Source organism: Streptomyces sp. CC228A (genome assembly GCF_021390935.1).
In the GTDB taxonomy this organism is placed as follows: Bacteria; Actinomycetota; Actinomycetes; order Streptomycetales; family Streptomycetaceae; genus Streptomyces.
Map to the genome: position 1 here is coordinate 1,070,887 of NZ_JAJPUI010000001.1, position 12,874 is coordinate 1,083,760.

At 71.9% G+C, this 12,874-nt stretch carries 9 protein-coding genes; 5 read left to right on the forward strand and 4 right to left on the reverse strand.

Annotated elements, in window-relative coordinates; all coding sequences use genetic code 11:
• The first annotated feature begins 89 nt into the window (after window positions 1–89).
• Both araA and araD read left to right on the forward strand, forming a co-directional pair.
• Window positions 90–1,598 carry an L-arabinose isomerase gene (araA, locus tag L6E17_RS04735; RefSeq protein ID WP_236239457.1) on the forward strand — a complete coding sequence of 503 codons (1,509 nt, stop codon included), beginning with the start codon at window positions 90–92 and terminating at the stop codon, window positions 1,596–1,598.
• A gap of 40 nt (window positions 1,599–1,638) precedes the next feature.
• A complete protein-coding gene (gene araD / locus L6E17_RS04740) occupies window positions 1,639–2,352 on the forward strand; it encodes an L-ribulose-5-phosphate 4-epimerase AraD (protein WP_236239458.1) in 714 nt (237 codons plus the stop codon).
• Window positions 2,353–2,526: 174 nt separating this feature from the next.
• On the opposite strand, the gene L6E17_RS04745 is transcribed toward araD, so the two are convergent.
• Window positions 2,527–3,960, reverse strand: coding sequence for an endo-1,4-beta-xylanase (locus L6E17_RS04745; RefSeq protein WP_236239459.1), 1,434 nt, complete (start codon window positions 3,958–3,960; stop codon window positions 2,527–2,529).
• A gap of 168 nt (window positions 3,961–4,128) precedes the next feature.
• On the opposite strand from L6E17_RS04745, the gene istA reads away from it, so the two are divergent.
• Complete coding sequence (gene istA, locus L6E17_RS04750) at window positions 4,129–5,670, forward strand: IS21 family transposase (protein ID WP_236239460.1); 1,542 nt, start codon at window positions 4,129–4,131, stop codon at window positions 5,668–5,670.
• Window positions 5,670–6,461 (forward strand): IS21-like element helper ATPase IstB, encoded by a 792-nt coding sequence (gene istB / locus L6E17_RS04755; protein ID WP_236239461.1) that lies wholly within the window; start codon window positions 5,670–5,672, stop codon window positions 6,459–6,461. The genes istA and istB overlap by 1 nt, the downstream gene beginning before the upstream one ends.
• A 191-nt stretch (window positions 6,462–6,652) precedes the next feature.
• Here the strand turns inward: istB and L6E17_RS04760 are convergent, their stop codons facing one another.
• Genes L6E17_RS04760 through L6E17_RS04770 form a run of 3 tightly spaced genes read right to left on the reverse strand, consistent with a single transcriptional unit; the run spans window position 6,653 to window position 11,337 of the window.
• Window positions 6,653–8,098 (reverse strand): glycoside hydrolase family 43 protein, encoded by a 1,446-nt coding sequence (locus L6E17_RS04760; RefSeq protein WP_236239462.1) that lies wholly within the window; start codon window positions 8,096–8,098, stop codon window positions 6,653–6,655.
• Complete coding sequence (locus L6E17_RS04765; RefSeq protein ID WP_236239463.1) at window positions 8,095–10,314, reverse strand: glycoside hydrolase family 3 N-terminal domain-containing protein; 2,220 nt, start codon at window positions 10,312–10,314, stop codon at window positions 8,095–8,097. Before L6E17_RS04765 ends, L6E17_RS04760 begins: the two co-directional genes overlap by 4 nt.
• Before the next feature lie 9 nt (window positions 10,315–10,323).
• Window positions 10,324–11,337, reverse strand: coding sequence for a LacI family DNA-binding transcriptional regulator (locus tag L6E17_RS04770; RefSeq protein WP_236239464.1), 1,014 nt, complete (start codon window positions 11,335–11,337; stop codon window positions 10,324–10,326).
• Between the two features lie 233 nt (window positions 11,338–11,570).
• On the opposite strand from L6E17_RS04770, the gene L6E17_RS04775 reads away from it, so the two are divergent.
• Window positions 11,571–12,863 carry an extracellular solute-binding protein gene (locus L6E17_RS04775; protein WP_236239465.1) on the forward strand — a complete coding sequence of 431 codons (1,293 nt, stop codon included), beginning with the start codon at window positions 11,571–11,573 and terminating at the stop codon, window positions 12,861–12,863.
• The last annotated feature ends 11 nt before the right edge of the window (window positions 12,864–12,874 follow it).

Below are 12,874 nucleotides of genomic sequence, written 5' to 3' on the forward strand. Positions count from 1 at the left end.
TGACCGGGGCGCCCCTTCGCGCCGCTCCGCCTCCCGGCCTGCCTCGCCCCGACCCGTCCGCCCCAGCACCTGCGAGGAGCACCATCGACATGACGCCCGCCCCTTCCGACCGCGAGATCTGGTTCCTCACCGGGAGCCAGGCGCTCTACGGCGACGACACCCTGGCCCAGGTCGCCGACCAGTCCCGCGCGATCTGCGACACCCTCGCCGGCCGGACCGAGATGCCCGTCCGCCCGGTGTGGAAGCCGGTCCTCACCGACGCGGCCGCCATCCGCAGGGTCTGCCTGGAGGCCAACGCCGAGGACCGCTGCATCGGCCTGATCGCATGGATGCACACCTTCTCCCCGGCCAAGATGTGGATCGCCGGCCTCGACGCCCTGAGCAAGCCCCTGCTGCACCTGCACACCCAGGCCAACCGCCGGCTCCCGTGGTCCACCATCGACATGGACTTCATGAACCTGAACCAGGCCGCGCACGGCGACCGCGAGTTCGGCTTCGTCCAGACCCGCCTGGGCGTCCCCCGCAAGACGGTGGCCGGCCACGTCTCCACCCCCGGTGTGGTCGACCGCATCGCCGGCTGGGCCCGCGCCGCCGTCGGCCGGTCCGAACTCACCACCCTCAGACTCGCCCGGTTCGGCGACAACATGCGCGACGTCGCCGTCACCGAGGGCGACAAGGTCGAGGCGCAGCTGCGGTTCGGCGTCTCCGTCAACACCTACGGCGTCAACGACCTCGTCGCCGCGGTCGACGCCGCCCCCGACGACGCCGTCGCCGCCCTCCTGGAGGAGTACCAGGACCTCTACACCCTCGCCCCCGAACTGCGGCCCGGCGGTGAGCGCCACGACTCCCTGCGCTACGCCGCCCGCATCGAAGCCGGTCTGCGGGCCTTCCTCACGGAAGGCGGCTTCCGCGCCTTCACCACCAACTTCGAGGACCTCGGCGGGCTGCGCCAGCTGCCCGGCCTCGCCGTCCAGCGCCTGATGGCGGACGGCTACGGCTTCGGCGGCGAAGGGGACTGGAAGACCGCCGCCCTGCTGCGCACGCTCAAGGCGATGGCCCACGGACTGCCCGGCGGCACCTCCTTCATGGAGGACTACACCTACGACCTCACACCCGGCCGGGAACTCGTCCTCGGCGCCCACATGCTGGAGGTCTGCCCCTCCCTCACGACGGCGGCGCCCGCCTGCGAGATCCACCCCCTCGCCATCGGCGGCCGCGAGGATCCCGTACGCCTCGTCTTCGACGCGGATCCCGGCCCGGCGGTCGTCGTCGGCCTCGCCGACATGGGGGACCGCTTCCGCCTCGTCGCCAACCGCATCGACGTGGTCGCCCCGCCCGAGCCGCTTCCCCGGCTCCCCGTCGCCCGGGCCGTCTGGCGGCCCCGCCCCGACCTGCGCACCTCCACCGAGGCGTGGCTGACGGCCGGAGCGCCCCACCACACCGTCCTGACCACCGCTCTCGGCGGCGAGGAGCTCGACGACCTCGCCGAGATGCTGCGGACCGAACTCGCCGTCGTCGACGAGCGCACCACCGTCCGGCACTTCACGCGCGAACTGCGCTGGAACCAGGCGTACCACCGTCTGGCCCAGAGCCTGTGAGCACCCCCGCCACCTCCACCCCGACCAGGACGGAGCCCACGTGAGCACCACCGTTTCCCGGGAACTGCGCCGAGAGGTCCTGGAGGCGAACCTCCGCATCCCCGAAGCCGGCCTGGCCACCCTCACCTGGGGCAACGTGAGCGGGGTGGACCGACGCGCCGGCGTCTTCGTCATCAAGCCGTCGGGTGTGGCCTACGACGCACTGAGCGAGGACGACCTGGTCGTCGTCTCGCTGTCGGACGGGAGCGTCGTGGAAGGCCGTCTGCGGCCGTCCACCGACACGGAGACGCACCGGAGCCTCTACCTGGCCTTCCCCTCCATCGGCGGCGTGACCCACACGCACTCCACCCACGCCGTCGCCTTCGCCCAGGCCCGGCGTCCGATCCCGGTGCTCGGTACGACCCACGCGGACACCTTCAACGGTCCCGTCCCGGTCACCGCGCCGCTCACCCCCGAGCAGTGCGCCGCGGACTACGAGTACCACACCGGTCAGGTCATCGTGGACCTGCTGGAGGGCGACGACACCCGGGCCAGGGAGGTCCCCGGCGCCCTCGTCGCCCACCACGGGCCCTTCACGTGGGGGGCCGACGCCACCGGCTCCCTGGAGCACGCCGTCATCTGCGAGGCGGTGGCCGAGATGGCCCTGCACACCATCGCCCTCGGCACGGTGGAACCGCCGCAGCACGTCCTGGACCGCCACTTCACCCGCAAGCACGGTCCGGGCGCCTACTACGGCAACCCGGCCTCCGCCTGACCGCACCGGCCCGGCGGCGGCGTGTGCCGGGCGGGACGCCGCGCTCCGACGCACCCGGAAGACGACGCGCCCCCGGCGGCGCCGCACCCGCCCCTGCGCGTGAGCCGACGGGTGCGGGTGCCGGGGGCGGTCAGGGAGCCGGGATCCTCCCGGCTCCCCTCGTCCGCCGCGGCGTCAGGTGCGGGTCCAGCGCTGGTTGCCGCCGTTCCAGCAGGAGTAGAGCTGGATCAGGGTGCCGTTGGCCGTGCCGTTGGCAGCGGCGTCGAGGCAGAGACCGGACTGCACGCCGACGATGGACCCGTCGGCGTCGAGGCGCCACTTCTGGTTGTCGCCACCCCAGCAGCTGTGGATCTGGACCTTGGCGCCGTTGCCGGTGCCGGCGGCGTCCAGGCACTTGTCGCCGTAGACCCTGAGCTCGCCTGCGGCGGTGTGGGTCCATTGCTGGTGGGGGCGGCCGTTGCAGTCCCACAGCTGGAGCTGGGTGCCGTCGGCCGTGCTCGCCCCCGGCACGTCCAGGCAGCGGCCCGAGGCGACTCCCTTGATCTGTCCGGAGCCGGGCGGCGGCGTGGGCGCGGGGGAGGCGGCGTTGAGCGCGTCCAGGACGGCGGCGTAGGCGGGCTTCTTGCTGCCGTCGCCGTTGAACAGCAGCGGTGTGTGCTCCGCTCGCCACGAGTCGGTGTCGCGCACCCCCCAGACGGTGATGCCGACGCAGCGCGACACGGCCAGGCAGTCGTTGGCCACCTGGGCGTAGGTGGCGGGTGAGGCGCCCTGGATGTCGAGTTCGGTGACGGCCACGTCGACGCCGAGGGCGGCGAAGCTCTGCAGGGTGGTGCGGAAGTTGCCGTGGTAGGGGTTGCCGGTGTTGAAGTGCGACTGGAAGCCGACGCAGTCGATGGGCACGCCGCGCTGCTTGAAGTCGCGGACCATGGCGTACACGGCCTGCGTCTTGGCCCAGGTCCAGTTCTCGATGTTGTAGTCGTTGTAGCAGAGCTTGGCGGCCGGGTCGGCGGCGCGTGCGGTGCGGAAGGCGACCTCGATCCAGTCGTTGCCGGTGCGCTGCAGGTTGGAGTCGCGCCGGGCTCCTGTGCCGTCCGCGAACGCTTCGTTGACGACGTCCCACTCGACGATCCTGCCCTTGTAGTGGGCCATCACGCCGTTGATGTGGCCGACCATGGCCTGGCGCAGCGCGCTGCCGCTGAGGCGCTGCATCCAGCCGGGCTGCTGGGAGTGCCAGGCCAGGGTGTGGCCGCGTACCTGCTTGCCGTTCTGCACCGCCCAGTTGTGGACGCGGTCGCCGGCCGTGAAGTCGAACCGCCCTTGCTGGGGTTGGGTGGCGTCGATCTTCATCTCGTTCTCGGCCGTCACCGAGGTGAACTCGCGCGCCGCGATCGTCGTGTACGTCGAGTCGCTGAGCCTCCCCGAGGCGATGGCGGTGCCGAAGTAGCGGCCGCTCTGCGCGGCGGCGCTGCCGAGCGTGCTCTCGGCGGCGTGTGAGGCCGGCGGCGCCGCCAGTACGGTGGCGGAGCCGAGGACGCCGACGATCAGCGCCGCCCACAGGCCGCTGATTCTCCGGCGGGCGGTGGACGGGAAGACGGTGGGTGAACGCATCACGGGACCTCCAGGAGTGGATCGCGGAAGGGTCGGAGTGACGGCGGCCATGACAAGCTCCCCATAGGCGGCCATTTACCGCCCCACTGATGGCCACGGGATTCCCCGAGTACGGCCAGATTTCTCCCCGCTCGCCCCGACAAGTCCTGCTCGGCGACGCTTGAGCGGGTGAAGAACAGCAGGGAGATCATGGAAATCCTTGAGGCTTACGACCTCACGGGGAGTTACCGCGCTGCGGCCGAGCTGGCCGGGTGCGACCACCACACGGTGGCCCGTTATGTGAAGATGCGGGCCGCCGGCCAGAACCCTGGCCAGCACCGTCACCGGGCGAGGGCGATCGACGACTATCTGCCGAAGATCGAAGAGCTGGTGGTCCGCTCGCAGGGCAAGGTCCGTGCGGACGTGGTGCACAAGCGGATCACCGCGATGGGCTTCACGGGCGGGGAACGCACCACCCGCCGCACCGTCGCCGAGGCGAAAGCCCAGTTCAGGGCCGGTCGGCGGCGGATCTATCGGCCGTGGGTGACCGAGCCGGGGCTCTGGCTTCAGTACGACTTCGGCGACGGCCCGGTCATCGGCGGCCGCAAGACCACGCTGTTCTGCGCATGGCTGGCCTGGTCCCGTTTCCGGGTCGTCATCCCGATCTGGGACAAGACGCTGCCGACGATCACCGCGGCTCTGGACGCCACGTTCCGCCGGATCGGCGGGGTCCCGGCGTTCGTGCTGACGGACAACGAGAAGACGGTCACCACCGACCACGTTGCCGGGATCGCCGTCCGCAATCCGGAGATCGTCGAGGTCGCCCGCCACTACGGCACGACCATACGAACGTGTCTGCCGGCCGACCCCGAGACCAAGGGCGGATCGGAGTCGACCGTGAAGATCGCGAAGGCCGATCTCGTCCCGAAGGACGTGAACCTCCGCGAGAACTACAAGAGCTTCGGAGAGCTCGAAGCGGCCTGCCGGGCCTTCTGCGACGAGGTCAACTCCCGCACTCACCGGGCGACTCGGAGCAAGCCCGCCGACCGGATCGCCGAGGAACGCCAGCGGCTGCACCCTCTGCCGCGCGAGCCGTTCACCGCGACCTTCGGCACCACCCGCCGGGTCACCTGGGAATCGACGATCTCGGTCGAAGCGGTCCGCTACTCGGTCCCGCACGAGCTGATCGACACCCGCGTCTGGGCCCGTTTCCACGGCGACGAGCTGATCGTCACCGCCGCCGTCGACGAGGACGGATCGGCTCGCGAGGTCGCCCGCCACCGCCGCGGCGAGCCCGGCAGCCCGGTCCTGGACGACGGCCACTATCCGCCGCGCGAGGACAAGGAAGCCGACCGCACCCCGCGGGCCACCTCCGCCGAGGAGGCTGCGTTTCTCCAGCTCGGTCCGGGTGCTGCGAGCTGGCTGGTCGAGGCCGGGGCGGCCGGGGTCCGCCGGATCAAGGCGAAGATGGCCGAGGCAGTCGCGCTCTCGAAGCTCTACTCGATAGCGGAAGTCGACCGCGCGCTCGGCACCGCCGCGGTCACGGCCCGCTTCGCGGACAAGGACCTCATGTCGATCCTCGACTACCAGGCCGTCCACGGGATCACCGAGCCGGTCCGCTGCAGCGAGAACCACTCGCTGCAGCCCGGCACCTCCGCCTGGTCCGCCCTCGGCGCCGCCGCCCCGAGCACCTCTGATCTTTCCGAGTACGACGAAAGCGACCAGCTCTGATGGCCACCCCTCTTCGCACCGTTCACGGCACCAACGGCGACCCGCTCGCCGAGGCCATCGAACTCACCCGCAGGCTCAAACTCCCGCACATCCGCAGGTCGTTGACCGACATCATCCCCACCGCGAAGGCCCAACGCTGGGATCCCGCCGAGGTCGTCCGCGTCCTGCTGGCCGAGGAAGCCGCAGGCCGCGACCGCGCCAACCTCCACACGCGCCGCAAGCGGGCAGGCTTCCCCACCGGCAAGACCTTCGGGGACTGGCACGAGAACAAGTCCTCCATCCCCAGGGCCACCCAGGACGCGCTCAAGAGCCTGGAGTGGGTCGGCCGCCGCGAGAACTTCTGCATCTGCGGACCGTCGGGGACGGGAAAGTCGCACTTCACCGAGGCACTCGGACAGACCGCGGTCGAGGCCGGCCTGACCGTCGCCTGGTTCACTATCGAGGACCTCGGAGCCCTGGTCCGCCGCCACCGCGCGGACGACTCCATCGCCCGGGCCCTCGCGAAGATCGTCCGCTCGGACCTGATCATCGTCGACGACATCGGCCTGCTGCCCGTCTCCGAGGACGCCGCCGAGGGCTTCTACCGCCTGGTCGACGCTGCCTACGAACGACGCTCGATCGCTGTCTCCAGCAACCTCCACCCGTCCGGATTCGACGAGATCATGCCCAAGACCCTCGCCACCGCGACCGTCGACCGACTCCTCCACCATGCCCACGTCACCGTCACTCAGGGTGACTCGTTCCGCTTCACCGAGGCCACCACCGGAAAGGGAGTCAAGCCCTTCAGCTGATCCACACCGACCCGAGGGCGGGGAGATATCTGGCCGCCACCGGGGAAGTTCCACTGGCCGTCAGTGGGGAGAACTACTGGCCGCCTCTGGGGAGAACTACATGGCCGTTGACATCGGAGTGCGGTAGTGGGGTGCGGGTGCGGCGTCACGCCGTGGACGGAGGCCGCCGGCGCCGCTGACGCGCCGTCGGTTCAGACCGGTCGGGGATACGCGAGGTCGAACCAGGCGAACCGTGCCCGGCCGGTGGACGGCCGGCTGTCGGACGTGGCGTACAGGCCGAGCTGGACACTGGTGAACAGAGGGGTGAGGAAAGTGGCTTCGACGGTGGCCAGGTCCTGCCAGGCCCCGTCCGGAGCGGCGTAGGCGAAGGTGTGGCGGAAACCGCGGATGCGGACCCCCAGGCGCACGGGGCCCGGAGGGGCGGCGACGCGGGCCAGGACGTCGGACCCGCGCTGGACGCGGAGTCCTTCTGCGGAGCGCAGGAGGAGGACATGGGTGTCGTCGTCGATGACGACGGCGAGGCCGGCCTGTTCGCCGGGTCCCGCGGGGGTGAAGTGCAGTTCGGTGGAGACGTCGCAGTCGGGCTGCTCCTGGGGGCGCACCAGGAGGGACGGGGTGGTGCGTTCGCCGAGGCGTTCGGGGCGGAGCCGCAGGTGGAGCCCGTCGCCGGTGGTCCAGAACGGTGTGCGCGGGGTGCGCAGCGTGCTCCAGTCGGGGGAGAGGGCGGCGAAGTCGTCGTGGAGGGGGCGGCGACGGCCGGTGTGGGGGACGGGCGAGAAGACCGGCCGGCCGTCGTCCCAGGAGACCCGGCTGAGGAACGTCTCACGGCCGATGGCGGAGCCCGGGCGGACACCCAGCAGGACGGCCCGCCAGCCGCCGGACGGGGTGCGGACGAGGTCGGCGTGCCCGGTGCACGTGACCGGGCCCGTGGACGGAGGCAGCACCGGGTTGCCGGGGGCGCCGCTGTACGGGCCCGTCACGCGGTCGGCGCGGGCGGCCACCACGCTGTGGTCCACGTCGGTGCCGCCCTCCGCGGTGAGCAGGAGGTAGCCGCCGTCGACCCGGTACAGGTGGGGGGCCTCCGACCAGCGGGCTCCCGGGTGGCTTCCCGACCACAGGACGTACTCGGGTCCTGTGAGCCGCCGCTCGCGCGGAAGGTACTCGCGCATCCAGATCTCGGTGCGCCCGGCGGCCTCGTCCAGGACGCGGGCGGCGGTGAACCAGGCCCGGCCGTCCCCGCCGTCCTGCCGCTCGTCGAAGAACAGCGACGGGTCGAAGCCCTCGCCCTCCAGCCAGTGCGGCTCCGACCACGGGCCGGCCGGGTCGGTCGCCGTGACGACGAAGTGGCCGGGGCCGTCCATCAGCGTGCAGACGAGATGGAACTCCGCGTCATGGTGACGGATCGTCGGGGCGAACAGGCCGCGTGAGGGCCCGCACCCGTCGAGGTCGAGCTGGGACGGCCGGTCGAGGGCGGAGCCGAGGCGCCGCCAGTCCGCCAGGTCGCGGCTGTGGAACACGGGCAGGCCCGGGAACCACTCGAAGCTGGACGTCACCAGGTAGTAGTCCGCTCCCACCCGGCACACGGACGGGTCGGGACGGAACCCGGGCAGCACGGGATCACCGAACGACGTGTTCACGGGACCGGGACGATCTCGACCGGCACGGACAGGACGCGGTCGGCCGCCGGGTGGCGCACGGGGCCGTACAGGGTGAAGGACCCCTGCAGCGGAAGGTCGCCGCTGGACCGTCCGACGGCCACGCCGATCTCTCCGGGCTCCACCCGTCTGCGCAGGTCGAGCCCGGTGAACGAGGTCCGGTCCGCATGGACGGAGAAGGTGACCCGGGCGGCCGCGCCCGGCTGCAGCTCGACCCTGCCGAATCCGGCGAGCCACCGCTCCGGCCGGACCACGGACGCCTCGGGGTCCGAGAGGTACAGCTGGACGACCTCCGTCCCGGGCACCTCCCCGACGTTGCGGACGGTGACCGAGACGGCGACGAGGCCGTCCGTCGGGGCGAGGGGGTCCACCGCGAGGTCGGAACACGTGAAGCTGGTCCAGCTCAGCCCGTGTCCGAAGGGGAACAGGGGCGTCGGGTCCACCGAGCTCCAGTCGGTGCGTCCGCCGAGCCTGGAACGCAGGTAGGTCCCGGGCTGGCCGCCGGCGCGGCGGGGCAGGGAGACGGGGAGCCGCCCGGAGGGTTCCGCGGCCCCGCTGATGATCCGGGCCAGTGCCGCCCCGCCCTCCTGGCCGGGCAGGAACGCCTGGAGCACGGCGGAGGCGCGTTCGGCCAGCGAACCGAGCGCGTAGGGCCGCCCGGAGACGAGGACCAGGACGGTCGGCACTCCGGAGTCGAGGACGGCCGAGGCGAGGGCGGCCTGGTCACCCGGCAGGTCGAGGGTCTCGGCGTCGCAGCCCTCTCCCGAGGTGCCCCGGCCGAACATGCCGGACCGGTCCCCGAGCACCAGCACGTGCACGTCCGGCTCGTCCGCGGTGACCGTGAACCCGGCGTCGGCGAGCGCCTCGCCGAGCGTCGGGACCTCCGGTCCCGGGCCGCCGGGCAGGGCCACGTGGTTGGGGAAGGAGTAGCAGCCCAGGAACGCCTGGGGGTCGTCAGCGTACGGCCCGCTGACCGCGACGCGGCACGGCCGCAGCGGCAGGGTGCCGTCGTTGGAGAGCAGCACGGTGGACCGTTCGGCCAGGAACCTCGCCAGCGCCCGGTTCTCCGGCGGGTCCAGGTCGACCGGCTCCGGCTTGACGGGTTCCCAGTCGGGGTCGAGCAGGCCCAGTTGGGCCTTCTGGAGCAGGACCCGCTGCGCCGCGCGGTCGACGAGCGCTTCGGGAACGCGTCCCGCGCGCACGAGTCCGGTCAGCGGCTCGCCGTAGCAGCGGGCCGTGGGCAGCTCGACGTCGATCCCGGCGGTCAGGGCCAGCGCGCCGGCCGCGCCGCGCGACCCGGCGACGCCGTGCCGGGTCTCCAGGAAGGAGACGGCGTAGTAGTCGGCGACGACGACACCGCCGAAGCCGAGCTCGCCCCTGAGCAGCCCGGTCAGCAGCGTTTCGTCGGCGGCCGCGGGGACGCCGTCCACGTCGGTGTAGCTGTTCATCACCGACCGGGCGCCCCCCTCACGCAGCGCCCGTACGAACGGCTCGACCAGGATGTCGGCGAACTCCCGCGGCCCCGCGGCGGCGGGGGCCATGTTCCGGCCGCCGCGCGACGCCGAGTATCCGGCGAAGTGCTTGAGCGTCGCCACGATGCCGGCGCCTTCCAGGCCCTGCACGTAGGCGGTGCCGATCGCTCCGACGAGATACGGGTCCTCGCCGATGCACTCCTCGGTCCTGCCCCAGCGGTAGTCCCGGACCACGTCCAGCACCGGCGCCAGCCCCTGGTGGACACCGACCCGCCGCATCCCGGCGCCGATGGCGGCCGCCATCCGGCGCACGAGCCCGGGATCGAAGGACGCACCCCAGGCCAGGGGCCCGGGGAAGACCGTCGCGCCGAGCGTCATGAACCCGGTCAGGCACTCCTCGTGAGCCAGGGCGGGGATCCCGAACCGGCCGGCTCCGGTCACCCGCTGCTGGAGCGAGGCGAGCCGCTCCATGCCGGCTTCCGCGGTGACCGGGGCGGTGCCGAACACCCTCGTGAGCTGGCCGAGTCCGTGGACGACGAGGTCGTCCAAGCGGGGCGCGGGCTCGCCGGAGTCGTCCTCCATCGGCGCGACAGGTGCTCCCGGACGCGAGGGCAGCGCCCAGAACCCGGTGAGTTGCCCCGCCTTCTCCTCCAGCGTCATCCGGTCCAGCAGATCGGCGACGCGCACGGGCGCGGGCAGGAGGGGGTCGCGCCATGGCTCGTTCACGGGGTACTCCTAGGGACGAGGCGGGGCGGTGGAAAGCCGGACCTTGAGCTCGGTCGAGAGCTCCATCCGGGGGCTGACCAGGGGCTGGTCCTCCAGAAGCTGGAACAGGGTGCGGGCGGCGACCCGGCCCATCTCCTCCAGCGGCTGGCGCACCGTCGTCAGCGGCGGTGACAGCCACGCGCACATCGGCAGGTCGTCGAAGCCGACCACGCTGAGGTCCTGCGGGATCCTCAGCCCGGCCCGCCGGGCGGCTTCGTAGACGCCCATCGCCTGCTGGTCGCTGCCGGCGAAGACGGCCGTCGGCGGCTCGGGCAGGGCCAGCAGCTCCCGGGCGCACCGGAACCCGCCCTCGTGCTGGAAGTCCCCGAACCGGATCAGGCCGCGGTCGACCTCGATGCCGGCCCGCTCCAAGGCGGTGCGGTACCCGTCGATGCGGGCCCGGCTGCAGAGCATCTCCTTCCGCCCTCCGATGGCGGCGATCCGGCGGTGCCCCAGCTCCAGCAGGTGCTCGGTCGCGGCGAGCCCGCCGGCCCAGTTGGTCGCTCCGACGCTGGGCACGCCGTTGCCCGGCAGGTCGATCGGGTCGATGACGACCAGCGCCACCCCGGCCCGTTCCACCTGGGCGCGCTGGGCGGGGGTGACCGAGGCGGTGACGAGGATGACGCCGTCGCTGTGGTGCAGGACCGGCAGCGCCGCCCAACTCGACGGCGTGGCCTCGCCCGGCGGGACGAGCGACACGACGGTGCCGACGCTCCGCCGGGCGCACTCGGCCTCGACGCCGCGCAGGATCTCCACCGCCCACGCGCTGTCCAGGCCACCGATGATCAGGTCGACGAGACCGGACCTGCGGGCCCTGCCCTGCCGGCCGGGCGGGAGGTAGTTGTGCGTGCGCAGCAGGCCCTCGATCCGTTCGCGTGTCGAGGGAGCGACATCGGAGCGCCCGTTGATCACCTTCGACACGGTGGCCTGGGAAACCCCGGCTTTCGCGGCGATCACGGCCAGGGTCGGGCGCTGCTCGGTCAACTTCTCTCCTCTGTGCGGATGTCCGCGGCCGACGACATGTATCGCAAACTTTCGATGAGTTTCCGGTTGTCCCGACGCGCTGTCAAGGCTCTCAACAACCGTGATTTCGAAGAGAGATGAGTGCGAGGTCTTGACCGGCAAGCCCTGCGTTCCTAGTTTGTGGCAGCGCGGAATTCGAGAGTATTTCGAAAAGTTTTCGGGCACGAACCGGCATTCCCCACCCCGGAGGTCCCATGGCCAGCACCCTCCCGAGCCGACGAAGTCTCCTGGCGCTCTCGGGCCTGACCGCCCTGTCCGCCACCATGACCGCGGCCTGCGGAACCAGCGGATCCGGAGCCGGGAAGACGGCCGACGGCAAGGTGTCCTTCGCGTGGTGGAACATCGCCACGACGGAACCGGGCAGGTCCCTCTTCCCGCGGATCTCCGCGGCGTTCACCACCGCCCACCCGGAGATCGTGATCCACACGACCTCGCTGGAGAACGAAGCGTTCAAGTCGAAGCTGACCGCAGCCACCTCCTCGGGCAAGCTCCCCGACGTCTTCCAGACCTGGGGCGGCGGCGTGCTGCAGCAGCAGGCCGACGCGGGGCTGATCGAGGACCTCACTGACGTGTTCGGCTGGTCGTCCGAGCTCACCCCGGTCTCGCTGCAGCCCTACCGGTTCGGCGGCCGGACCTACGCGGTGCCCTACGACATCGGCATGGTCGGCTTCTGGTACAACAAGAAGCTCTTCGCCAAGGCGGGCATCACCACCCCGCCGGCCACCTGGGCCGAACTCCTGGACGACGTCAGGAAGCTCAAGGCGGCGGGCGTCACCCCGATCGCCCTCGCGGGCAAGGAGAAGTGGCCGGGCCACTTCTACTGGGCCTACCTCGCGATGCGCGTCGCCGGCCTCCCCGCACTGCGGCAGGCCGCCGCCGCCAAGGACTTCACCGGCGCCGGGTTCGTCCGGGCAGGCGCCCACCTCAAGGAGCTGGTCGACCTCCGGCCGTTCCAGGAGGCCTTCCTGGGAGCCGGCTACGCCACCCCCGGCGGCCAGGCGGCGACCATGGGCAACGGGCTGGCCGCCATGGAGCTGATGGGGCAGTGGGGGCCGTCGGTGCAGAAGGACGCAGGCGCCGACCTCGGAGCGGACCTGGGCTTCTTCCCCTTCCCGACGGTCGACGGCGGTGCGGGCCGGGCCACCGAGGTGTTCGGCGGCGGCGGCGGCTTCGCGCTGCGCAGGGGCGCCCCCAAGGAGGCGCTGGACTTCCTGAGGTTCTTCGTCCTGGAGAACCAGTCCGAGCTGCTGGCCTCCGACGGCTACCTGCCGGTGGTCAGGGGCGCGGAGCGGCAGCTGACCGACGCGAACCGGCGGGTGGTGGCCGACAGCCTGGTCAAGGCGACGGGCTTCCAGCTCTTCCTCGACCAGGCGTACCCGCCGGCGGTCGGCCAGGAGGTCAACGACAGCGTCGCCGACCTCATCGCCGGCAAGAAGACGCCGCAGCAGGTCACCGCCTCCATCACCGAGGCTGCGAAGGGTGCCTAGCCCCGTGTCCG

Excerpts from the sequence above, each read along its gene's own strand:
- istB (WP_236239461.1), top strand. The coding sequence starts at position 5,670 with ATGGCCACCCCTCTTCGCACCGTTCACGGCACCAACGGCGACCCGCTC.
- L6E17_RS04745 (WP_236239459.1), bottom strand. The coding sequence starts at position 3,960 with ATGCGTTCACCCACCGTCTTCCCGTCCACCGCCCGCCGGAGAATCAGC.
- L6E17_RS04775 (WP_236239465.1), top strand. The coding sequence starts at position 11,571 with ATGGCCAGCACCCTCCCGAGCCGACGAAGTCTCCTGGCGCTCTCGGGC.
- araA (WP_236239457.1), top strand. The coding sequence starts at position 90 with ATGACGCCCGCCCCTTCCGACCGCGAGATCTGGTTCCTCACCGGGAGC.